The organism is Streptomyces sp. SDr-06 (genome assembly GCF_003324565.1).
Classification (GTDB): domain Bacteria; phylum Actinomycetota; class Actinomycetes; order Streptomycetales; family Streptomycetaceae; genus Streptomyces.
Map to the genome: position 1 here is coordinate 833,281 of NZ_QOLA01000002.1, position 22,490 is coordinate 855,770.

Sequence of the window (22,490 nt, forward strand, 5' to 3'; positions counted from 1 at the left end):
CACCGGTGCGAGGGCGTCAACTGGTCCTGGAATCAGCCGATTCGGGGCCCCGGGGTGCCTTGGGGGAAGCCACCCCTCCGTGTACCTCGCGGGGCTCCTCGTCCATCGCCCCGGCCAGCAGCCCCGTCACGAGCGCCCGTACCGAGTCCGTGAACAGCCGCTCCTGGTCCACCGGTGCGGCCAGTGCGCGGGCGAGCGCAGGGTCGGGTCCGGCCGTGGCGGGGTCCCACAGCTCGTCCTCGGCCGGGTGCTGGACCGGCGCGCGCTCCCGGTTGCGCTCGACCAGGACGTACCCCACGACCTGGAACTGGACGGCCCGCACCGCCTGGGCGGCCCGGGCGCCGCGCAGGCCCGCCGCGTGCACCTCGCGGACCAGGGCCTGCTGGGCAGGCAGGAACATCCGCTCGGTCAGGCCGCGTTCGTGGACCATCGCGATCAGGTGCGGGCGCGCGCGCAGCTCGCGGCGCAGGGCGCGGGCCACCGACACCACGCGCGCGGCCGGGGTGCGCCCGCGCGGTCTGATCTCGCCGAGCTCCTCGACGGTCCGCTCGACCAGCGCGTCCAGGAGCGACTCGCGGTTGCCGACGTGCCAGTAGATCGAGGTGACCGCGGTGCCGAGTTCGGCGGCGAGTTTGCGCATGGTGAGGGCGGCCGGGCCGTGCTGCCTGACCAGGACGCCGGCCGCGGCCAGGATCTCCTCGCGGGTGAGCGGTGCGCGCGTTGTCATACCTGATGCTCCGTCAATTTTGGTGTCCGCAAGCCTCTTTACCCTTCATCGAGGGCGGTGTAACTCTGTTACAGACCCCCGGAAGAGAACAGTCCCCGAAGGGCGGTACGACATGGCACGCGTACGGTACGGGGCGCGCACCGAGGCCGAGATACAGGCCGCGCGCTCCGCGAGCTCCAAGCTCCCCGACATCTGGTCGACCGGAGTGGTGGCGGTCTGGGAGAGCGACCCCGACGCGGTCGCGGCCGTGCTGCCCCCACCGCTCAAACCCGCCGAACGCCCGCTGGTGCGGGCCAACATCAGCAAGGTCGACCTGCCCGGCTATCCGCTCGGGGCGGGCTCGGTGGCGGTCGCCGCCGTGCACGACGGGCAGGAGGGCTGGTATCCGCTCGTCATGCCGATGACGCACGAGCGGGCCCTGATCGGCGGGCGCGAGGTGTTCGGCGAGCCGAAGAAGCTCGGCGAGGTGGCCGTCGAGCGCGACGGCCTGGTCGTCCGGGCCTCGCTGGCCCGGCACCAGATCGCGTTCGTGGAGGTGCGGGGCGCCGTCGACGGCCCGCTGCCCCTGCCCGGGCCCACCCGGAAGACCGACTTCTACTTCAAGTTCCTCCCGGCCGTCGACGGCGAGGGCTTCGACGCCGACCCCGTCCTCGTCCACTGCGTACGCAACGAGAAGGTGCGCAAACTGGAGCGGATCACCGGCGACGTGGTGCTGCGCGAGTCGATGTACGACCCCGTCGCCGACCTTCCGGTGCGCCGCGTCGTGGAGATCACCATCGGCGAGAAGACCACCGACCAGAAGGGCACGGTGGTCGAACGGGTCAGCGCGCAGGCCCTGTTGCCGTACATCCACCAGCGCTACGACGACCCCCGGCAGATCCTCGACGGGCCGCCCGAGGGGAGCGTCTGACCATGGAGCTGAGGCAGGGGCAGGTCGCCGTCGTCACCGGGGCGGCGAGCGGAATCGGGCTCGCGATGGCCCGGCGGTTCGCCGCCGAGGGGCTCAGGGTCGTCCTCGCCGACGTCGAGGAGGGCGCCCTGGAGAAGGCCGCGGGGCAGCTGCGCGAGGACGGGGCGCAGGTGCTGGCCCACCCGGTCGACGTCAGCGAGCGGGACTCGGTGCTCGCCCTCGCCGACGCCGCGTACGAGACCTTCGGCGCCGTGCACGTCCTGTGCAACAACGCCGGGGTCGGCTCCGGCGCCGAGGGCCGCATGTGGGAGCACGAGGTCAACGACTGGAAGTGGGCCTTCGCGGTCAACGTGTGGGGCGTCTTCCACGGCATCCAGGCCTTCGTGCCCCGCATGATCGCGGGCGGCGAGCCGGGCCGGATCGTCAACACCTCCTCCGGTGACGGCGGGATCGCCCCGCTGCCGACCGCGTCCGTCTACGCCGTCACCAAGTCGGCCGTCGTCACGATGACCGAGTCCCTGTACGCGCACCTGAAGGCCGAGGGCGTCCCGATCGGCGCCTCGGTGCTCTTCCCCGGGCCGCACATGCTGCGCACCGGACTGTGGGAGTCGCACCGCAACCGGCCCGAGCGGTACGCCAAGGAGCGGCCTCGCAGGACCCCCTACCGCAGCCTCGACCAGTGGGAGGCGGCCATGCGGGCGGCCGGCCAGGAGATCGAGTTCACCCCGGTCGAGGCCGTCGCCGAGGAGGTCGTCGACGGGATCCGGGCCGACCGGTTCTGGATGCTGCCCGCGAGCGAGCACAGCGACCGGCAGATCAGGGCGCGCTCGCGGTCGATGCTCGACCGGGCGAACCCGGCGTACCTGGAAAGCTTCATTCTGGACTGACGAGGGACCCGCGATGACAGCACCGAACGACCCGTACCTGATCATCTCCTCCGACTGCCACGCCGGGCTGCCCACCGAGGAGTACCGGCCCTATCTGGAGGCCCGGTTCCACCGGGACTTCGACGAGTTCCTCGCGGGGCGCGACCGCCGCCGCGCGGAGATGACCCGGCTCGGCGTACGCAACGAGGCCTTCGCCGACCGGTGGTTCAGCGACAACGAGGAGGGCCTGCGCGGCGGTTGGGACGCCGGGCAGCGGCTCAAGGAGCTCGACGGGGACGGCGTGGCCGGGGAGGTCGTCTTCCCCGACGCGGACGCCGTGGACAGCCGCACCGCGGCCCCCTTCGGCGTGGGCCTCGGCCTGTCCGGGGACCAGGACCCCGAGCTCGGCATGGCGGGCGCCCAGGCACACAACCGCTGGCTCGCCGATTTCATCGGGGGGAACGCGGAGAGCGCGGCACGGCACTGCGGGGTCGCCCTGCTCCCCGTCACCGGCGAGGTCGACCGGGTCGTCGCCGAGATCCGCCGCGCCAAGGAGTCCGGGCTCGGCGCGCTGATGATCCCCTCGATGTGGGTGGACCGCGCCCCCTACCACGACCGGCGCTACGACCCGGTCTGGGCGGCGGCCGCCGAGGCGCGGATGCCGCTGGTGACCCACTCGGGCGCGGCCCCGCGCCACGAGTACGGCGACCACCTCGGGATCTACGTGTCCGAGGTGACGTGGTGGCCCGCCCGCCCCCTCTGGTTCCTGCTGTGGTCCGGCGTCTTCGAGCGGCACCCGGATCTGAAATTCGGGGTGGCGGAGTCGGGCTGCTGGTGGCTGCCGAACCTGCTGTGGTTCATGGACCGTCTCTACCTCGGCGCGCACGGCGGCAAGAAGCTGTCGCCGTTCGCCGAGCTGAAGCGCCCGCCGAGCGAGTACCTCGACCGGCAGATGTTCGTCTGCGCCACCAACACCAAGCGGCGCGAACTCGCCCAGCGCTACGAGATCGGCGTCGACAACATCCTGTGGGGCTCCGACTTCCCGCACCCGGAAGGGACCTGGCCGAACACCCGCGCGTGGCTGCGCACCACCTTCCACGACATCCCGGTCGGCGAGACCCGGCGGATGCTGGGCCTGGCCGCGGCCGAGGTCTTCGGCTTCGACACGGACAAGCTCGCGCCGATCGCCCGCCGGATCGGCCCGACCCCCGCCGAACTCGGTCAGCCCGAGGACCAGGTGGCCGTCGAGGCGTCCTGGGCGCGCTCGCGCGACGTGGGACGCCACTGGCTCACGGAACACGACTTCCCGGTCCTGGGGGTGACGCGATGACCGAGCGCTACACCGTGGTCTCGGCGGACTGCCACGCCGGGGCCGACCTGCTCGACTACCGGCCGTACCTGGAGTCCCGCCACCACGACGCCTTCGACGCGTGGGCGGCCACCTACGTCAACCCGTACGAGGACCTGGTCGCCGAGACAGCCGACCGCAACTGGAACTCGGCCCGCCGGGTGGCCGAGCTGGAGGCCGACGGAATCGTCGCGGAGGTCGTGTTCCCCAACACCATCCCGCCGTTCTTCCCCTCCGCCTCCCTCATGGCGCCCGCGCCCACCCGCGAGGAGTTCGAGCAGCGCTGGGCGGGCCTGCGCGCCCACAACCGCTGGCTGGCCGACTTCTGCTCCCAGGCGCCGGGCCGCCGGGCGGGCGTGGCCCAGATCCTCCTGAACGACGTCGACACGGCGGTGGACGAGATCCGCCGGACCAAGGAGGCGGGCCTGACCGGCGGCATCCTGCTGCCCGGCACTCCGCCCGGCTCGGGCGTCCCCGAGCTCCACTCCGCGGTGTACGACCCGATCTGGGCGGTCTGCGCGGAACTGGACGTACCGGTCAACCACCACGGCGGGTCCGCGTCCCCGCCGCTGGGCGAGGAACCGGCGGCGCGGGCCGTGTTCATGGTGGAGACCACCTGGTTCTCGCACCGCGCGCTGTGGCACCTGATCTTCGGCGGTGCCTTCCACCGCCATCCGTCGCTCAAGCTCGTCCTCACCGAACAGGGCTCGGGCTGGATCCCCGGCGTGCTGGACATGCTGGACTACTACCACGACCGCCTCGTGGCGGCGGCGACGAAGGCGTCCACGGCCGAGTCCAAGTTCGGCGCCGGGCTCGCCGAGTCCATGGGCAAGGGGCCCTCGGGGGTCTGGCGGGACAACTGCTTCGTGGGCGCGAGCTTCATGCGGCCGCACGAGGTGCCGCTGCGCGACCGGATCGGCCTCGACAAGATCATGTGGGGCAGCGACTACCCGCACGACGAGGGCACCACGCCCTACTCGCGCGAGGGCCTGCGCATCGCGTACGCGGGCCTGCCGAGCGACCAGGTCGCGGCGATGGTCGGCGGCAACGCGGCCCGCGTCTACGGCTTCGACCTGGCCCTCCTGGACGAGGTCGCGGCCCGGGTGGGCCCGACGGTCGCGGAGATCGCCGAGCCGCTCAAGGAGGTCCCCGCGGCGGCGACGAGCCCGGCCTTCGCGCCGGGTGGGTCGGTGCGCGTGTGGTGACGGGCGGGGTGAGACCCTCCCCGCATGAGCTCACCCGACCAGCACGACGAGGCGCACAACGGGGCGCTCGGCTCCCGGCTCAACTGGCTGCGGGCCGCGGTCCTGGGCGCCAATGACGGCATCGTGTCCACCGCCGGTCTCGTCGTGGGCGTGGCCGGCGCGACGGACGACCGCTCGGCCCTCCTGACGGCGGGCCTGGCCGGACTGCTCGCCGGTTCCATGTCCATGGCGGCCGGCGAGTACGTCTCCGTCTCCACCCAGCGCGACTCGGAGAAGGCCGCGCTCGCCATGGAGCGCCGCGAGCTGAAGGAGTCGCCCGAGGCCGAACTGGCCGAACTCACCGGGCTGTTGGCCGCGCGCGGGCTGAGCGAGGAGGTGGCCCGCGAGGCGGCGGTCCAGCTCACCGAACGCGACGCGCTGCGCGCCCACGCCAGCGTCGAGCTGGGCATCGACCCCGACGAACTCACCAACCCCTGGCACGCGGCCTGGGCGAGCTTCTTCGCCTTCACGGCGGGCGCGCTGCTGCCGCTGCTGGCGATCGTGCTGCCCCCGGCCTCCGTCCGCCTGTACGTGACGGTCGGCTCGGTCCTCGCCGCACTGGCCCTGACGGGCTGGTGGAGCGCCCGCCTGGGCTCGGCCCCGGCCGACCGCGCGGTCCTGCGGAACGTGGGCGGGGGCGCAGTGGCGATGGGAGTCACCTACGCGGCGGGGGCGTTGCTGGGGGCGGTGGGGGTGTGAGCCGTCCGTCCCGGTCCACCCCCGGAGCGCCACCGGTGGCGGCGACGGTGCGCCGGGCCATCCGTGCGCCCTTGGCGGAACTCACCAAAGCCTGCTGACAACGCGTCTCGCATACTTGTCGGTAACAACATCTAGCCGGACCCGCCGCCCCGCCCCTACGGTGCAGGCATGTCGCCGAACCTGCCCGATGTCGTGCTGTGGTCGATACCCGCCTTCGTGCTGCTCACCGTCGTCGAGATGGTGAGCTACCGCCTCCATCCGGACGAGGAGGCCGCCGGGTACGAGACGAAGGACGCCGCCACGAGCGTCGGCATGGGGCTCGGCAGTCTGGTCTTCGACGCCCTGTGGAAGATCCCGATCGTCGCCATCTACACCGCGGTGTACGCCCTGACGCCGCTCGCGATCCCGGTGCTGTGGTGGACGCTGCCGCTGATGCTGCTGGGACAGGACTTCTTCTACTACTGGTCCCACCGGGGCCACCACGTCATCCGGATCCTGTGGGCCTGCCACGTCGTGCACCACTCAAGCAAGAAGTTCAACCTCACCACCGCGCTCCGCCAGCCCTGGACGACCTGGACCGTGTGGCCCTTCTACGTGCCGCTCATCGCGCTCGGCGTACACCCGGCGGTGCTGGCCTTCTGCTCGTCGGCGAACCTCGTCTACCAGTTCTGGGTGCACACCGAGCGGGTCGGCAAGCTGCCCCGGCCGTTCGAGTTCGTCCTCAACACGCCCTCCCACCACCGGGTGCACCACGCCTCCCAGGGCGGCTACCTGGACCGGAACTTCGGCGGCATCCTGATCATCTGGGACCGCCTGTTCGGCTCGTTCACGGCCGAGACCGAGCGGCCCGTCTTCGGGCTCACCAAGAACATCTCCACCTTCAACCCCCTGCGCGTCGCCACGCACGAGTACGCGGCCATCGCCCGTGACGTGCGCGCCGCCCGCACCTGGCGCGAGCGGGCCGGGCGGATCTTCGGCGGACCCGGCTGGCAGCCGCGCCCCCGGACGGCGCCGCTCGCGGAGCCCGTCTCCGTCGCGGAGCGCGCCGCGTGACCCGACCCGGCGCGGAGGCCGTACCGCGCGGCCTGGACACGGGCCCGCGGTCGCGCCGTGCCGACGCGGCCACCCCGCTCCTGATCGCCTTCGGCCTCGCCTCGGCCCTCGACCTGGTCGTGCTGCTCGCGGGCTGGCACCCCGGGCACCTGGTGGCCAAGCCGCTCCTCATGCCGCTGCTCGCCGGGCACGTGTACGCGCGCGGCGGCCCCCGGCTGCTCGTCGCCGCGCTCCTGTGCGGGTGGGGCGGCGACGTGTTCCTGCTGTCCGGCGCGGATGCCGCCTTCCTGCTCGGCATGGGCTGCTTCGCCGCCGGGCACGTCTGCTACCTCGTGCTGTTCGGGCGCGGTCGCACCCACGCCGGGCTCGGCGCCGCCTACGGGATCGCGCTGGTGGGCACGGTGGCAGCGCTCTGGCCGGACCTGCCGGGCGGGCTGCGCGGCCCGGTCGCGGGCTACAGCCTGCTGCTCACCGCCATGGCCCTCCGCTCCTCCCGGCTCGGGCCGCTGGTCGGGCTCGGCGGGGCGCTGTTCCTGCTCTCCGACACCCTGATCGCGACCGGCGTCGCCCACTGGCCGCAGCCGCCGCGCCCCGACTTCTGGATCATGCTGACCTATCTCGGCGCGCAGGCCCTTCTCGCACAGGCGTACCGTGAGAGGCCCCGTACCACCCCCTGACCGGCAAGGATCCGCACCATGCGCGCCACCGTCATCCACGCTCCCCACGACATCCGGGTGGAGGAGGTGCCTGACCCGAAGGTCCAGGTGTCCACGGACGCGGTCGTCCGGGTCCTGCGGGCCTGCATCTGCGGCAGCGACCTGTGGGCCTACCGCGGCGAGTCCGCCCGGCAGCCCGGCCAGCGCATCGGCCACGAGTTCCTCGGCATCGTCGAGGAGGCCGGGCCCGAGGTGCGCGGCTTCGCCAAGGGCGACCTCGTCGTCGCGCCCTTCGTCTGGTCCGACGGAACCTGCGACTTCTGCGCCGAGGGCCTCACCACCTCCTGCCCGCGGGGCGGGTTCTGGGGCTCGGTCGGCTCCGACGGCGGCCAGGGCGAGGCCGTCCGCGTGCCGTTCGCCGACGGCACCCTCGTCAAGCTGCCCGCCGACGCCGCCTCCGACGACCACCTGCTGACCGGTCTGCTCGCGCTGTCCGACGTCATGGGCACCGGCCACCACGCGGCGGTCGGGGCCGGCGTGCGGCGCGGCTCGACCGTGGCCGTCGTCGGGGACGGCGCGGTCGGCCTGTGCGGTGTGCTCGCCGCCAAGCGGCTCGGCGCGGAGCGCGTCATCGCGCTCGGCCGCCACCCCGCGCGGACCGACATCGCGAAGCTCTTCGGCGCCACCGACGTCGTCGCCGAGCGCGGCGAGGCCGCCGTGGCCGCGGTGCGCGAGCTGACCGGCGGCCAGGGCGCGCACTGCGTCATCGAGGCCGTCGGCACCGAGCAGTCCATGCGCACCGCCGTCGAGATCACCCGCGACGGCGGCGCCATCGGCTACGTCGGCGTCCCGCACGGCTCCGGCACCGGCCTCGACCTCGGCGTCATGTTCGACCGGAACATCGCGCTGCGCGGCGGCGTCGCCCCCGTGCGCAGCTACATCCCCGAGCTGCTCGCCGACGTACTCGACGGCACCATCGACCCGGCCCCGGTCTTCGACCTCACGGTCGGCATCGAGGGCGTGCCCGACGGCTACCGGGCGATGGACGACCGCACCGCCCTGAAGGTCCTCGTCAAGCCGTAGGGCACCCGCCGAAGGGGCCGCCCGGCGCACGGACGGCCCCCTCGACTCCTCTGCTACTTCACGGCGTTGAGGGCGTTGGTGATGCCCGCCCCGTAGAAGCCGTTGTAGAACGTCCCGCCCTGGCAGACCGCGTCCACCTTGCCGTCACCGTTGATGTCGTACGGCGTGGTGCACGGGGTCTTGTCCGCCTGGAGCGCGAGCAGCGCCTTGATCTCGAACGCCGAGGCGTGCGGGTGCCGCGACTTCAACAGCGCGGCCACGCCCACCACATGGGGCGTCGCCATCGAGGTGCCGGCCATGTAGGCCCAGGTGCCGCCGGGCACCGGGCCGAGGATCAGTCCGCTGGTGGCCGGGGCCTGCGGCGGCTGGTACGCGGTCGAGTCGCCGCCCGGCGCAGCGATGTCGATCACGCCGAGGCCGTAGTTGGAGAACGACGACTTGATGCCCTTGGCACCGGTCGCGGCGACCGTCACCACACCCGGCAGCTGGGTCGGGATGTCCAGGCACTCACGCGGGTTGACCACCCGGCTGCCCGGTGTGGAGTCGTTCGGGCTCGCCGGGTCGGTGATCGAGTCGGCCGCGAAGTCGTAGTTCTCGTTGCCCGCCGCGGCCACGTTCACCGTGCCCTTGGACTCGGCGTACTTCGACGCCCGGGTGATCGCCTCGACCAGTGCCTTCTGGTCGGGGTCGTTCTTGCAGTTGAAGTACCAGGGGTCGGTGTAATAGCTGTTGTTCGTCACGTCGATGTGGTGCTCGGCCGCCCAGACGAAGCCGCAGACCACGGACTCCGTGTAGAAGAAGCTGCCGCCCTGCGTCGACACCTTGATGGCCGCGACCTTCACGCCGGGCGCGACCCCGGTGATGCCCACGCCGTTCTTGGCGCCCGCGATCTCGCCCGCGACATGGGTGCCGTGCGGGGAGCCGCCGGTGGTGAAGGGGCGCCAGGCGCCGTCCGCGGTGTCCGGCTTGCCGGTGATGCAGCTGACCGACTTGGCCCGGTCGAAGTTGGGCGCGATGTCCGGATGGGTGTCGTCGACGCCCGTGTCGATCACGCCGACGGTGACCTTGGGGCTGCCCAGCGTCTTCTGGTGCGCCTGGTCCGCCTTGATGGCCTTCAGGTCCCACTGCAGGGGCTCCAGGGGGTCCTCGCCGGGCGCGGCCTTGGCGGCCGCCGCCTTCAGGTCCTCGGCGGTGAGGCGCTTGGGCGTGCCCACATCGGTGGTGGACTGGGCGGGCAGTGGCGCGGTCCTGGTCGCCCCCGCCGAATCGACGCCCCTGACCTTGCGGATCGTCTTCGCGAAGTCCGCGTTGGCGGAGTGCACGACGAGCACGCCTATCTGGTCGTACGCCTGGAGCACCGAGCCGCCCGCCTGGGCGACGGCTCTCTGGACGCGGGCCGAATTCCCGTGCCCGGGGCGGACGTTGACGATGTAACTGAGCTCGGGCCCGGTCGGCTGCGCCGCCTTCGTGCTCAGCGGGCCGCCGTCGGCGGATGCCGCCGAGGCGGTGCCGGGAAGGAACGCGAGGGCGGCGGCGGTGGCCAGGCCCGCCGAGGCGGCGACGGCTCGGCGCGTACGGGAGATGTGCAACGGCATGGGGTCTCCATGGGGTTGGCGGAACTCTCGATGCGTACGTGGATGAGGAAGCGGGCGACGGGCTGGACAGGTGGGACCACCGCACCGGCACCGCCCGGAGGGCGCCGGGGCCGCGCATGAGCAGTGAAGCTATCGCCGATCATCTCGGAGGATCAACGGCGTGTGCCGATTTCGCGGAGAAAGTCGTGTAGTCGGCGCGGGGGGCGTGCGAAACGCGCCACGCACGCGCCACGGAGAAAAAACGGCCGGACTGAACCGAGACGCCCCGTCCTCCGTGCCGTTGTCAGGGGGACCGCATCAGAACCGCCCCTAGGACCCCCATGTCCGAACTGTCCGTACCCGCCGCATCCGCATCGCGAGGAGATTCCGTGGCCACCGACGCGTCGCCGCCCGAAGCCGGGACGGACCACCGTCCCGTCCAGCCCAGCACCGAGGCATTCGTCGTCGAGCAGGAGAGCGCGGAATTCGGCGAACTCCGCCGCACCTACCGCTCGTTCGCCTTTCCGCTGACCATCGCCTTCATCGCCTGGTACCTGCTGTACGTGCTGCTGTCCAACTACGCGGGCGGCTTCATGGGCACCAAGGTCATCGGCAACATCAACGTGGCCTTCGTCTTCGGCCTCGCCCAGTTCCTGACCACCTTCCTCATCGCCTGGTTCTACTCGCGGCACGCCGCGGCGAAGCTCGACCCCAAGGCCGAGGCCATCAAGTCCCGTATGGAGGCCGACGCATGAGCCCCGCCCTCGACACCCTCGCCGCCGCCTCGTCGACCACCGAGCACCGGCCGCTGATCATCACCCTGTTCGCGGTGTTCGTCGCCGCGACCCTCGCCATCACCGTCTGGGCGGGCCGGCAGACCAAGAACGCCTCCGACTTCTACGCGGGCGGCCGCCAGTTCACCGCCTTCCAGAACGGCCTCGCGGTCTCCGGCGACTACATGTCCGCCGCGTCCTTCCTCGGCATCGCCGGAGCCATCGCCCTGTTCGGCTACGACGGCTTCCTGTACTCCATCGGCTTCCTGGTCGCCTGGCTGGTGGCGCTCCTCCTGGTCGCCGAGCCGCTGCGCAACTCCGGCCGCTACACGATGGGCGACGTGCTGGCCTACCGGATGCGCCAGCGCCCGGTGCGCACCGCGGCCGGCGCCTCCACCATCGTCGTCTCGATCTTCTACCTGCTCGCGCAGATGGCCGGCGCGGGCGTGCTCGTCTCGCTCCTGCTCGGCATCACCACCGACGCGGGCAAGATCCTCATCGTGGCCCTGGTCGGCGTCCTGATGATCGTGTACGTCACCATCGGCGGCATGAAGGGCACCACCTGGGTGCAGATGGTCAAGGCCGTCCTGCTCATCGCGGGCGCGATCCTGATGACCTTCCTGGTGCTGCTCAAGTTCCACTTCAACGTCTCCGACCTGCTCGGCAGCGCCGCCGAGAAGAGCGGCAAGGGCGCGGCGTTCCTGGAGCCCGGCCTCAAGTACGGCGCCACCGGCACCTCCAAGCTCGACTTCATCTCGCTCGGCATCGCGCTGGTGCTCGGCACCGCGGGCCTTCCGCACATCCTGATCCGCTTCTACACGGTGCCCACGGCGAAGGCCGCCCGTAAGTCCGTGAACTGGGCGATCGGCATCATCGGCGCCTTCTACCTGATGACGATCGCGCTCGGCTTCGGGGCGGCCGCGCTGGTGGGACCCGCCGCCATCAAGGCGCAGAACCCGGCGGGCAACACCGCGGCCCCGCAGCTCGCCGAGTACCTGGGCGGCGGCGTCGGCACCACGGGCGGTGCGACCCTGCTCGCGGTGATCTCGGCGGTCGCCTTCGCGACCATCCTCGCCGTCGTCGCCGGTCTCACCCTCGCCTCGTCCTCGTCCTTCGCGCACGACATCTACGCCAACGTCATCCGCAAGGGGAAGGCGACCGAGAAGGAGGAGATGGGCGCCGCCCGCTGGGCGACCGTCTTCATCGGCGCGGTCGCCATCGTGCTCGGCGCCTTCGCCCGCGACATGAACGTCGCCGGTCTGGTCGCCCTCGCCTTCGCGGTCGCGGCCTCCGCGAACCTCCCGACCATCCTCTACAGCCTGTTCTGGAGGCGCTTCACCACCCAGGGCGCGCTGTGGTCGATCTACGGCGGCCTGTTCAGCTCGGTGTTCCTGGTGCTGTTCTCGCCCGTCGTCTCCGGCAACCCGAAGACCTCCATGTTCAAGGGCGTCGACTTCCACTGGTTCCCGCTGGAGAACCCGGGCCTGATCTCGATCCCGCTCGGCTTCCTGCTCGGCTGGATCGGATCGCTCCTCTCGAAGGAGGAGTCGGACCGGGGCAAGTACGCCGAGCTGGAGGTGAAGTCCCTCACCGGTGTCGGCGCCCACTGACGTACGTCCGCACGGCGCATGGCCGAGGCCGTGTCGTAGAGTCCTACGACACGGCCTCGCCACACCTCGTGACAATCGGCCTCTCCTGTTGCCGAAGCTCTCGCGTAGGCTCGGGTGTATACCCACTCGACAGATGTGCGACTGACCTTCGACAGACAGGGGAGGGGGCCCACAGTGCTCATCGACACCTACGGCCGGGTGGCCACTGACCTGCGTGTCTCACTCACCGACCGGTGCAATCTGCGGTGCACGTACTGCATGCCGGAAGAGGGTCTGCAGTGGCTGGCCAAGCCGGATCTGCTCACCGACGACGAGATCGTCCGCCTCATCCGTATCGCCGTCACCGACCTCGGCGTCACCGAGGTCCGCTTCACCGGTGGTGAGCCGCTGCTCCGTCCCGGCCTGGTCGGGATCGTCGAGCGCTGCGCCGCCCTGGAGCCGCGCCCCCGGATGTCGATCACCACCAACGGCATCGGCCTCAAGCGCACCGCCGCCGCTCTGAAGGCGGCCGGGCTCGACCGGGTCAACGTCTCCCTGGACACCCTGCGGCCCGACGTGTTCAAGACACTGACCCGCCGTGACCGGCACAAGGACGTCATCGAGGGCATGGAGGCCGCGCGCGAAGCCGGTCTCACCCCGGTCAAGGTCAACGCGGTCCTGATGCCCGGCCTCAACGACGACGAGGCCCCCGACCTGCTCGCCTGGGCGGTCGAGCACGACTACGAGCTCCGCTTCATCGAGCAGATGCCGCTCGACGCCCAGCACGGCTGGAAGCGCGACGGCATGATCACCGCGGGCGACATCCTGGAATCGCTGCGTACGCGCTTCACGCTCACCCCCGAGGGAGACGAGGAGCGGGGCTCCGCGCCCGCCGAGCGCTGGGTGGTCGACGGCGGCCCGCACACCGTGGGCGTCATCGCCTCGGTGACCCGCCCGTTCTGCCGCGCCTGCGACCGGACCCGGCTCACCGCCGACGGTCAGGTGCGCACCTGCCTGTTCGCCCGCGAGGAGTCCGACCTGCGCGCGGCCCTGCGCTCGGACGCGGGCGACGAGGAGATCGCCCGGCTGTGGAAGCTGGCGATGTGGGGGAAGAAGGCCGGTTCCGGTCTGGACGACCCCTCGTTCCTGCAACCGGACCGCCCGATGTCAGCGATCGGCGGCTGACCCGGCCGCCTCCCACTCGGCGAGCGGCACGACGTCCTTCAAGAAGCCCCGTACGCCCAGGAATTGGGAGAGGTGCTCGCGGTGTTCCGCGCACGCGAGCCACGTCTTGCGCCGCTCCGGCGTGTGGATCTTCGGGTTGTTCCAGGCCAGGACCCAGACGGCGGCGGCACGGCAGCCCTTGGCGGAACAGATGGGGGTCTCGTCAGTCGTCTCGTCACTCACAGAGACATTGTCCGTCATGCCACCCCGTGACAAAGGCGACGCCGAGCAGCCACGGGGGGAGCTGCCCGGCGTCGGTCCGTCGCTCCGACGGGGGATGCGGAGCGCCTACGAAGTATGTCATGGGGGACCCGGTGTGGTGCACCGGAACTTCATGATTGATCTGAGCTTTTCCTGAGCTTGCGGACGGTGACGGATCAGCTTTGATCGTGTGAGCGCCACTCGCGGTCACCGGCCGTCGGTTCCGTCGCGGATTCCGCGGGACCGCCCACCGGGGCCGCGCCGAGCGCCGGCCGCGGCGGGGTGGGAATGAACGTGGAGGGGAGTGAAGTCACGTTCTCCCGGCCCGCGTTGGCGAACACGACCGCCACATAGGGCAGCAGCGCGCCGAGTACCAGCGTCACGATGGCGACAGGACGCTCGATGTTCCACAGCACCGCGGTCAGCACCACCGAAACGGTGCGGATCGACATCGAGATCACATAGCGGCGCTGCCGGCCGCGGACGTCCTCGGCGAGCCCCTGGCGGGCCCCGGTGATCCGGAAGACCTGGCCGCCGCTCTGCTTCCGCATCACGTTCCACCACCCGAGTTCCACGGCGGGCTCTCCCTGGCCCGGACTGCTATCACCGTACGCCGGGGCTCCGCCGGGTTCGAGACCGGGGCGGCTCTTACCTGCGCGGATGCCCCGGTACCGGACACGTACGGAGGTGTCCGACATGCGCCGTACGGAGTACGGGCAGAGACTGGCGGGACCTGCTCACGTCGAGCCGTACTAGGGAGGCAGCCATGGGCTGGTTGTGGGCCATCATCGTGGGATTCGTGCTCGGTCTCATCGCCAAGGCGATCATTCCCGGCAAGCAGCACAGTCCGCTCTGGCTGACCACCATCTTCGGCATCATCGGCGGCGTGGTCGGCAACTCGATCGCCCGGGCGCTCGGCATCGCCGAGACCAAGGGCATCGACTGGGGCCGCCACGGCCTCCAGATCGCGGCCGCCGTCGTGATCGTCTTCCTCGGCGACATGCTGTACATGGCGCTGCGGGGCAACAAGCAGAGAGCCTGACGGCACGCGAGAGGGGCGGTCCCGTGACGGAACCGCCCCCCTGTCGCGCGCGTGCGGAACTCAGGCGCCGGTGACCTCGATGGCCGCCAGGTTCTTCTTGCCGCGGCGCAGCACCAGCCAGCGCCCGTGCAGGAGTTCACCGGCTGTGACCACGGCGTCCTCGGCGGTCACCTTCACGTTGTTCACGTAGGCGCCGCCCTCCTTCACCGTGCGGCGGGCGGCCGACTTGCTGGCCACCAGGCCGACCTCGGCGAACAGGTCGGTGACCAGGCCGAGTTCGGCCACCCGGGCGTGCGGCAGCTCGGACAGCGCGGCGGCGAGCGTCGCCGCGTCCAGCTCGGTGAGCTCGCCCTGACCGAACAGCGCCTTGGACGCGGCGGTGACCGCGGCCGTCTGCTCGGCGCCGTGCACCAGCGTGGTCAGCTCCTCGGCGAGCGCCCGCTGCGCGGCCCGGGCCTGCGGCCGCTCCTCGGTGAGCTTCTCCAGCTCCTCGATCTCCTCGCGGGACCTGAAGCTGAAGATCCGCAGGAACTTCGAGATGTCCCGGTCGTCCGCGTTCAGCCAGAACTGGTAGAAGGCGTACGGCGTGGTCTTCTCGGGGTCGAGCCAGACCGTGCCGGACTCCGTCTTGCCGAACTTGGTGCCGTCCGCCTTGGTGATCAGCGGCGTGGCCAGCGCGTGCACGTCGGCGTCGGGCTCGACCCGGTGGATCAGGTCGGTGCCCGCCGTGAGGTTGCCCCACTGGTCGCTGCCGCCGGTCTGCAGCGTGCAGCCGTACCTCCGGTTGAGCTCCAGGAAGTCCATGCCCTGCAGGATCTGGTAGCTGAACTCGGTGTAGCTGATGCCCGCGTCGGAGTTGAGCCGCCGCGAGACGGCCTCCTTCGCGATCATCTTGTTGACCCGGAAGTACTTCCCGACGTCCCGCAGGAAGTCGATCGCCGACAGGCCCGACGTCCAGTCCAGGTTGTTGACCATCGTCGCGGCGTGCGGGCCCTCGAAGTCGAGGAACCGCTCGATCTGGCCGCGCAGCCGATCGACCCAGCCCGCCACGACCTCCGGCGCGTTCAGCGTGCGCTCCGAGTTGGGCTTCGGGTCGCCGATCAGGCCGGTGGCGCCGCCGACCAGGCCCAGCGGGCGGTTCCCCGCGAGCTGGATCCGCCGCATCGTGAGGATCTGCACCAGGTTGCCCAGGTGCAGGCTGGGCGCGGTCGGGTCGAAGCCGCAATAGAACGTGACGGGACCGTCCGCGAACGCCTTGCGCAATGCGTCCTCGTCAGTGGAGAGGGCGATCAGCCCACGCCACTGCAGTTCGTCGACGATGTCCGTCACGGGTCTCTTGTCTCCTTCAGACGTGCTTACTGACAGCACCGAGGTTATACGCCCCGGCTGACCGAACTCATATTGAAATCCGGGATGCGCAGCGCGGGCATGGCCGCCCGGGTGAAGTAGTCGCTCCACTCCCTGGGCAGTGTCCTTTCGGTGCGCCCCGCCTCGGTCGCCCGCGACAGCAGGTCCACCGGGGACTCGTTGAAGCGGAAGTTGTTCACCTCGCCGACGACCTCGCCGTTCTCGACGAGGTACACGCCGTCCCGGGTCAGACCGGTCAGGAGCAGCGTCGCCGGGTCCACCTCGCGGATGTACCACAGGCACGTCACCAGCAGGCCCCGCCCGGTGGCCGCGACCATCTCGTCCAGGGTGCGCTCGCCGCCCCCGTCCAGGATCAGGTTCCCGGCCCCGGGGGCGACCGGCAGGCCGGTGAGCCCGGCGCTGTGCCGGGTGGTGACCAGGTGCTCCAGGCGGCCCTCGCGCATCCAGTCCGTAGCGGGGACGGGGAGCCCGTTGTCGAACACCGACTCCGTGTCGCCCGAGGCGTGCGCCACGACGAACGGCGCGTACTCAAGCCCCGGCTCGTTCGGGTCGCTGCGCAGAGTGAGGGGCAGCTGGGAGAGGGTCTCGCCGATGCGGGTGCCCCCGCCCTGCCGGGAGAACACGGTCCGGCCCTCGGCCGCGTCCCGGGCGGCGGCGGACCAGGTCTGGTAGATCAGCAGGTCGGCCACGGCGGTCGGCGGCAGCAGCGTCTCGTACCGCCCGGCGGGCAGCTCCACCCGCCGCTCGGCCCAGCCGAGCCGGCGGCTCAGCTCCTCGTCGAGGGCGGCGGGGTCGACGTCCTTGAAGTCGGCCGTGGCCCGGCCCGCCCAGGCCGAGCGGGAACGGCCCCCCGCAGTCGCCGCGGACTTGGCGTTCAGCTCCAGGGTGCCGTTGGGCTGGTCGTGGCGCAGCCGCAGGCCGGTGGACGTACCGAGGTAGGTGGAGCTCAGCTCGTGGTGGGCGAAGCCGTACAGCTCGCGGCCGCCCGCCCCGGCTCGCGCGAAGGCCTCGCCGAGCGCCGGCGCGAAGTCCGCGAACACGGCGGAGGTGGTCTCGGCCGGGGCGTCGGTGAAGTCGGGCGACGCGGGCACCCCGCCGACCAGCGGCTGGGCGTCCTCGGCGGGCCCGGCGGCGCGCGCCGCCGCCTCGGCGGCCCGCACCAGCGGCTCCAGGTCGTCGGCGGTGACGGCCGAGCGCGACACGACACCGGAGGCGGTGCCCTCGGCGCCGTCCACCGTCGCGATCACGGTCAGCGTGCGTCCGCGGGTGACTCCGTTGGTGGTCAGCGCGTTGCCGGCCCAGCGCAGGTTCGCCGAGGAGTGCTCGTCGGCGATGACGACACAGCCGTCGGCGGTGGACAGCTCCAGGGCCCGCTCGACGATCTCGTGCGGCTTGACGGTCGTACGGGAGCTCATCGCCGGGCCTCCTGCGTGGTGTTGAGACGGTGCTGTCCCGGGGGAAAACCCCCGGACCCCCAGCCGGGGGCGCTGCGATGGGAGCCGTGCTTCATCGGCCCGCCTCCTGCGTGGTGTTGAGGATGTTGACGCCGCGGAACAGGGCCGAGGGGCAGCCGTGGGAGACCGCGGCGACCTGGCCCGGCTGGGCCTTGCCGCAGTTGAAGGCGCCGCCCAGGACGTACGTCTGGGGGCCGCCGACCTTCTCCATGGAGCCCCAGAAGTCGGTGGTGGTGGCCTGGTAGGCGACGTCGCGGAGCTGGCCGGCGAGGCGGCCGTTCTCGATCCGGAAGAAGCGCTGGCCGGTGAACTGGAAGTTGTAGCGCTGCATGTCGATCGACCAGGACCGGTCGCCGACCACGTAGATGCCGCGCTCGACCCCGCCGATCAGGTCCTCGGTGGACAGCCCGCCCGGATCGGGCTGGAGCGAGACGTTCGCCATCCGCTGGACCGGCACGTGCCCGGGGGAGTCCGCGTAGGCGCAACCGTTGGAGCGGCCGAGCCCCGTCAACTTCGCGATGCGGCGGTCGAGTTGGTAGCCGACCAGGGTGCCGTCCTTCACCAGGTCCCAGGACTGCGCCTCGACGCCCTCGTCGTCGTACCCGATGGTCGCGAGGCCGTGCTCGGCGGTCCGGTCGCCGGTCACGTTCATCACCTGCGACCCGTACGCCAGCGTGCCCAGCTGGTCGAAGGTGGCGAAGGAGGTGCCCGCGTACGCCGCCTCGTAGCCGAGCGCCCGGTCCAGCTCGGTGGCGTGGCCGATCGACTCGTGGATGGTCAGCCACAGGTTGGACGGGTCGACCACCAGGTCGTAGCGACCGCCCTCGACGCCGGGCGCCCGCATCTTCTCGGCCAGCAGGGAGGGGATCTCCTCCAGTTCCGCGTCCCAGTCCCAGCCGGTGCCGGTCAGGTACTCCCAGCCGCGCCCGACGGGCGGCGCGATCGTGCGCATCGAGTCGAACTCGCCGGTCGTGCGGTCCACCGCGATCGCGGTGAGCTGCGGGTGCAGCCGCACCCGCTGCTGGGTCGTCACCGTGCCCGCCGTGTCCGCGTAGAACTTGTTCTCGTGCACGGTGAGCAGCGAGGCGTCCACGTGCTCGACGCCCTCGGCGCGCAGCAGCCGCGCGCTCCAGTCGGCGAGCAGGGCGCTCTTGTCCGCGTCGGGCACCGAGAACGGGTCGATCTCGTACGAGGAGATCCAGGTCTTCTCGGAGTGCACCGGCTCGGCCGCGAGCTCGACCCTCTCCTTCGACCCGGCGGCCGCGATGACCTGCGCGGACAGCTTGGCCATGGCCACCGCCCGGGAGGCCACCTTGGCCGCCGCGTCCATCGTCAGATCCACTCCGGAGGCGAAGCCCCAGGCCCCGCTGTGCACGACGCGGACCGCGTAGCCGAGGTCGGTGGTGTCCGAGGAACCGGCGGGCCGCGCGTCGCGCAGGCGCCAGGAGGCGCCGCGCACCCGCTCGAACCGGAAGTCGGCGTGGTCGGCGCCGAGCGCGCGGGCCCGCGCGAGCGCGGCGTCGGCGAGCGCCCGCAGCGGCAGCGCCGTGAAGGCTTCGTCGATCGAATGGGTCCCAGATGGCACAGCTGTCTCCCTGTCGTATGAGACCGGTCGCCCCGATCATGTCGCGTCGGCGGGCCCGCTGACTACGCCTTTCTGTAGGGACCCGACAGCGCTCGTTCCACGCCACTGTCAGGGCTCGATTCCTCGTAAGTCGGGCGGTACCGATAGTTTGCGTGGAGTACGAATCCGCCTATCGAAAGGGTGATCCGTTGAGCCGCTCGGTTCTCATCACCGGAGGTAACCGGGGCATCGGCCTCGCCATCGCCCGCGCTTTTGCCGACAGCGGCGACAAGGTCGCGATCACGTACCGCTCCGGAGAGCCGCCGGCCGCCCTCATGGAACTGGGCTGCCTGGCCGTCAAGTGCGACATCACCGACACCGAGCAGGTGGAGCAGGCCTACAAGGAGATCGAGGAGAAGCACGGTCCCGTGGAGGTGCTGGTCGCCAACGCCGGTGTCACCAAGGACCAGCTCCTGATGCGCATGTCCGAGGAGGACTTCACGTCCGTCCTCGACACCAACCTCACCGGCACCTTCCGCGTGGTCAAGCGCGCGAATCGCGCCATGCTGCGCGCCAAGAAGGGCCGCGTGGTGCTGATCTCCTCGGTCGTCGGGCTGCTCGGCTCGGCGGGCCAGGCCAACTACGCCGCCTCCAAGGCGGGTCTGGTCGGCTTCGCCCGCTCGCTCGCGCGTGAGCTCGGGTCCCGGAACATCACCTTCAACGTCGTCGCACCCGGTTTCGTCGACACCGACATGACCAAGGTGCTCACCGAGGAGCAGCGCGCGGGCATCGTGTCCCAGGTGCCGCTGGGCCGCTACGCGCAGCCCGAGGAGATCGCCGCCGCGGTGAAGTTCCTCGCCTCCGACGACGCCTCGTACATCACTGGAGCCGTCATCCCGGTTGACGGCGGATTGGGCATGGGTCACTGATCACCATGAGCGGAATTCTCGAGGGCAAGCGCATCCTGATCACGGGTGTGCTGCTGGAGTCCTCCATCGCCTTCCACGCCGCCAAGCTGGCCCAGGAGCAGGGCGCCGAGGTCATCCTGACCGCCTTCCCGCGTCCGACCCTGACCGAGCGCATCGCCAAGAAGCTTCCCAAGCCCGCCAAGGTCATCGAGCTGGACGTGACCAACCAGGAGCACCTGGACCGGCTCGCGGGCCTGGTCAAGGAGGAGCTCGGCGGTCTGGACGGCATCGTCCACTCCATCGGCTTCGCCCCGCAGGACGCGCTCGGCGGCAACTTCCTGAACACCCCCTTCGAGTCGGTCGCCACCGCCATGCACGTCTCGGCGTTCTCGCTGAAGTCGCTGACCATGGCGCTGCGCGAGCTGCTCGGCCCGGGCAGCTCCGTCGTCGGCATGACGTTCGACGCGCAGTTCGCCTGGCCGCAGTACGACTGGATGGGCCCGGCCAAGGCCGCCCTGGAGGCGACCTCCCGTTACATGGCCCGTGACCTGGGCAAGGACGACATCCGCTGCAACCTGATCTCGGCCGGCCCGATCGGCTCCATGGCCGCGAAGTCCATCCCGGGCTTCGGCGAGCTCGCCGACGTGTGGAACCACCGCTCCCCGATGGAGTGGGACATGGCCGACCCGGAGCCCGCCGGCAAGGGCATCGTCGCGCTGCTCTCGGACTGGTTCCCGAAGACCACGGGCGAGATCATCCACGTCGACGGCGGTCTGCACGCCGTGGGTGCCTGACCCCGCACAGCACGTTCGCGGCCGTCCACCGGAGCCTTCCGGTGGACGGCCGCCGTGCGTGGACCGCGACTTCCCCGCAGACTGATCGAAACGGACATGCCGGGCAGTCGGCCGGGGAGGAGGTGGGGGAGTGCGTCCCTCGCGCGTGCGTCCTTGGCGGGTACGTCCCCGGTGGGCACGTGTCTCACGGACACGTTCTGCACGGGAACGCCCCGAGTGGTCCCGGGCCGTGCGGGTCCGCCTCACGCGGCCCGTGCGCGTCCATCCCCTGCGGGTCGGGCAGCGCCGCGCGCTGGCCCTGCTGTTCGTCCTGCTCGCGGCGGCGGCCGGGCTCGCCGCGCCCTCCGTGGTGCGCGCCGCCACCGCCCCCGACGCCCCGCCCCCGGCCGCGAAGCCCGAGCCGTTCGGCGCCGCGTGCCGCACCTCCGTGCAGGGCTCGCACGTGACCGCGTACTGCCACAACCCCTACCCCGACGCCGACCGGGTGCGGCTGCACACCGACTGCGCGAACTGGTGGGACCTCGACGCGGACGCGGCACCGGTTGAGGTGGGCCCGGGGCAGACCGTACGGCTCACCGACCGCTGCTGGAAGGATGTCCGCGCGGTCTGGGTGACGCACCAGAAGGTGACTTGACGGGGCGCCGGTTCAGCGCCCTTCGAGCCGGTCCGGCAGACAGATGAAGGCGTGGGCGGCGGCCTCCGACGCCGCCGTCTCGGCGTCGCCCGTGCGGATCGCGTCGACCATCCGGCTGTGGTCCATGTGGTTCGCCGGCGTCATGTCGAGCCCCACGTCGTCACGCAGCCAGTCGCGCAGCAGATGCCCGAGGTCCGCGTACAGCTCGGTCAGTACGTCGTTGTGCGAGGCGGCGACGACCGCCAGGTGGAGGGTGGCGTCGGCCGACACGAAGGCCTCCCGGTCGCCCGACGCCCAGGCCCGCTCGCGCCGTTCGAGCAGCGTGTCCAGCTGCTTGAGCTCGCGCTCGGTACGCCGCTGAGCGGCCAGCCTCGCCGCCGACGACTCCAGCGTGGACCGCAGCTCGGCCACGTGGCGCGGGTCCGCGTCGGCGAACCGGCGCTGCATCACCCCGGCGAGCTCGCTGGTGGCCACGACGTACGTCCCCGAGCCCTGGCGGATGTCGAGCAGGCCGTTGTGCGCGAGGGCGCGGACGGCTTCGCGGACCGTGTTGCGCGCCACCCCCAGCTGCTCGACGAGCTCGGGCTCGGTCGGGATGCGCGAACCGACCGCCCACTCGCCCGAGGTGATCTGGTTGCGCAGCTGCGCGATCACCTGGTCGGAGAGGGCGGACCGCCGGGGGGAGCTCAGGGTCATGGTGTTCCTGTCCGGAAAGGGGGCCGTGCACGGAAGCCGGAAACGATTGGACAACCAATCATCCCATGATTCTATGATGGCAC

23 protein-coding genes are annotated in these 22,490 nt (G+C 71.4%); 15 read left to right on the forward strand and 8 right to left on the reverse strand.

Features of this window, described 5'->3' with window-relative positions; translation table 11 throughout:
- Positions 1 to 16: 16 nt before the first annotated feature.
- Positions 17 to 727, reverse strand: coding sequence for a TetR/AcrR family transcriptional regulator (locus tag DT019_RS08125; protein ID WP_114035951.1), 711 nt, complete (start codon positions 725 to 727; stop codon positions 17 to 19).
- Positions 728 to 839: 112 nt separating this feature from the next.
- Between DT019_RS08125 and DT019_RS08130 the strand changes: the two genes are divergently transcribed.
- The 8 genes from DT019_RS08130 (at position 840) to DT019_RS08165 (ending at position 8,586) form a co-directional block, all read left to right on the forward strand.
- Positions 840 to 1,637: an acetoacetate decarboxylase family protein gene (locus DT019_RS08130; RefSeq protein WP_114035952.1), complete on the forward strand. Its 798-nt coding sequence runs from the start codon at positions 840 to 842 to the stop codon at positions 1,635 to 1,637.
- Positions 1,638 to 1,639: 2 nt separating this feature from the next.
- Positions 1,640 to 2,524: an SDR family NAD(P)-dependent oxidoreductase gene (locus DT019_RS08135; protein ID WP_114035953.1), complete on the forward strand. Its 885-nt coding sequence runs from the start codon at positions 1,640 to 1,642 to the stop codon at positions 2,522 to 2,524.
- Between the two features lie 13 nt (positions 2,525 to 2,537).
- Entirely contained in the window at positions 2,538 to 3,833 is a 1,296-nt protein-coding gene (locus DT019_RS08140) for an amidohydrolase family protein (RefSeq protein WP_114035954.1), read from the forward strand.
- Positions 3,830 to 5,056 (forward strand): amidohydrolase family protein, encoded by a 1,227-nt coding sequence (locus tag DT019_RS08145; protein ID WP_114035955.1) that lies wholly within the window; start codon positions 3,830 to 3,832, stop codon positions 5,054 to 5,056. Before DT019_RS08140 ends, DT019_RS08145 begins: the two co-directional genes overlap by 4 nt.
- Positions 5,057 to 5,080: 24 nt before the next feature.
- The gene (locus DT019_RS08150) at positions 5,081 to 5,794 is read left to right on the forward strand and encodes a VIT family protein (RefSeq protein ID WP_114035956.1); all 714 of its coding nucleotides are present in this window, start codon (positions 5,081 to 5,083) and stop codon (positions 5,792 to 5,794) included.
- A 168-nt stretch (positions 5,795 to 5,962) separates the two neighbouring features.
- On the forward strand, positions 5,963 to 6,847 hold the full coding sequence (locus tag DT019_RS08155; RefSeq protein ID WP_114035957.1) for a sterol desaturase family protein: 885 nt from the start codon (positions 5,963 to 5,965) through the stop codon (positions 6,845 to 6,847).
- 32 nt (positions 6,848 to 6,879) lie between these two features.
- On the forward strand, positions 6,880 to 7,524 hold the full coding sequence (locus tag DT019_RS08160) for a lysoplasmalogenase (RefSeq protein WP_114036066.1): 645 nt from the start codon (positions 6,880 to 6,882) through the stop codon (positions 7,522 to 7,524).
- An 18-nt stretch (positions 7,525 to 7,542) separates the two neighbouring features.
- Complete coding sequence (locus DT019_RS08165; RefSeq protein WP_114035958.1) at positions 7,543 to 8,586, forward strand: zinc-dependent alcohol dehydrogenase family protein; 1,044 nt, start codon at positions 7,543 to 7,545, stop codon at positions 8,584 to 8,586.
- Positions 8,587 to 8,639: 53 nt separating this feature from the next.
- On the opposite strand, the gene DT019_RS08170 is transcribed toward DT019_RS08165, so the two are convergent.
- A complete protein-coding gene (locus tag DT019_RS08170) occupies positions 8,640 to 10,181 on the reverse strand; it encodes a S8 family peptidase (protein WP_114035959.1) in 1,542 nt (513 codons plus the stop codon).
- A gap of 368 nt (positions 10,182 to 10,549) precedes the next feature.
- Here DT019_RS08170 and DT019_RS08175 point away from each other — a divergent pair, with 368 nt between their 5' ends.
- The 3 genes from DT019_RS08175 to moaA all read left to right on the forward strand — a co-directional run bounded on the left by DT019_RS08175 (position 10,550) and on the right by moaA (position 13,707).
- Positions 10,550 to 10,915, forward strand: coding sequence for a DUF485 domain-containing protein (locus DT019_RS08175; RefSeq protein ID WP_114035960.1), 366 nt, complete (start codon positions 10,550 to 10,552; stop codon positions 10,913 to 10,915).
- Positions 10,912 to 12,543 (forward strand): cation acetate symporter, encoded by a 1,632-nt coding sequence (locus tag DT019_RS08180; protein ID WP_114035961.1) that lies wholly within the window; start codon positions 10,912 to 10,914, stop codon positions 12,541 to 12,543. Before DT019_RS08175 ends, DT019_RS08180 begins: the two co-directional genes overlap by 4 nt.
- A 174-nt stretch (positions 12,544 to 12,717) precedes the next feature.
- A complete protein-coding gene (moaA, locus tag DT019_RS08185; protein WP_114035962.1) occupies positions 12,718 to 13,707 on the forward strand; it encodes a GTP 3',8-cyclase MoaA in 990 nt (329 codons plus the stop codon).
- Here moaA and DT019_RS08190 read toward each other — a convergent pair.
- Complete coding sequence (locus DT019_RS08190) at positions 13,690 to 13,947, reverse strand: hypothetical protein (RefSeq protein ID WP_114035963.1); 258 nt, start codon at positions 13,945 to 13,947, stop codon at positions 13,690 to 13,692. The two genes, moaA and DT019_RS08190, sit on opposite strands and share 18 nt — an antisense overlap.
- A 176-nt stretch (positions 13,948 to 14,123) precedes the next feature.
- Positions 14,124 to 14,498: a DUF3099 domain-containing protein gene (locus tag DT019_RS08195; protein WP_114036067.1), complete on the reverse strand. Its 375-nt coding sequence runs from the start codon at positions 14,496 to 14,498 to the stop codon at positions 14,124 to 14,126.
- A 215-nt stretch (positions 14,499 to 14,713) separates the two neighbouring features.
- Here DT019_RS08195 and DT019_RS08200 point away from each other — a divergent pair, with 215 nt between their 5' ends.
- Entirely contained in the window at positions 14,714 to 14,989 is a 276-nt protein-coding gene (locus DT019_RS08200) for a GlsB/YeaQ/YmgE family stress response membrane protein (protein WP_114035964.1), read from the forward strand.
- Positions 14,990 to 15,049: 60 nt separating this feature from the next.
- Here the strand turns inward: DT019_RS08200 and tyrS are convergent, their stop codons facing one another.
- The 3 genes from tyrS to DT019_RS08215 form a co-directional block, all read right to left on the reverse strand.
- Positions 15,050 to 16,318, reverse strand: a complete 1,269-nt coding sequence (gene tyrS, locus DT019_RS08205) for a tyrosine--tRNA ligase (protein WP_114035965.1) — start codon at positions 16,316 to 16,318, stop codon at positions 15,050 to 15,052.
- Positions 16,319 to 16,362: 44 nt separating this feature from the next.
- A complete protein-coding gene (locus DT019_RS08210) occupies positions 16,363 to 17,772 on the reverse strand; it encodes a metallopeptidase TldD-related protein (RefSeq protein ID WP_114035966.1) in 1,410 nt (469 codons plus the stop codon).
- 91 nt (positions 17,773 to 17,863) lie between these two features.
- Complete coding sequence (locus tag DT019_RS08215; RefSeq protein ID WP_114036068.1) at positions 17,864 to 19,375, reverse strand: TldD/PmbA family protein; 1,512 nt, start codon at positions 19,373 to 19,375, stop codon at positions 17,864 to 17,866.
- Positions 19,376 to 19,584: 209 nt separating this feature from the next.
- Between DT019_RS08215 and fabG the strand changes: the two genes are divergently transcribed.
- The 3 genes from fabG to DT019_RS08230 all read left to right on the forward strand — a co-directional run bounded on the left by fabG (position 19,585) and on the right by DT019_RS08230 (position 21,711).
- Positions 19,585 to 20,304, forward strand: a complete 720-nt coding sequence (gene fabG / locus DT019_RS08220) for a 3-oxoacyl-[acyl-carrier-protein] reductase (protein WP_114035967.1) — start codon at positions 19,585 to 19,587, stop codon at positions 20,302 to 20,304.
- Between the two features lie 5 nt (positions 20,305 to 20,309).
- Entirely contained in the window at positions 20,310 to 21,077 is a 768-nt protein-coding gene (fabI, locus tag DT019_RS08225; RefSeq protein ID WP_114035968.1) for an enoyl-ACP reductase FabI, read from the forward strand.
- A 268-nt stretch (positions 21,078 to 21,345) separates the two neighbouring features.
- A complete protein-coding gene (locus DT019_RS08230; protein WP_114036069.1) occupies positions 21,346 to 21,711 on the forward strand; it encodes a hypothetical protein in 366 nt (121 codons plus the stop codon).
- Positions 21,712 to 21,723: 12 nt separating this feature from the next.
- On the opposite strand, the gene DT019_RS08235 is transcribed toward DT019_RS08230, so the two are convergent.
- Complete coding sequence (locus tag DT019_RS08235; RefSeq protein WP_114035969.1) at positions 21,724 to 22,407, reverse strand: FadR/GntR family transcriptional regulator; 684 nt, start codon at positions 22,405 to 22,407, stop codon at positions 21,724 to 21,726.
- Between the last annotated feature and the right edge of the window lie 83 nt (positions 22,408 to 22,490).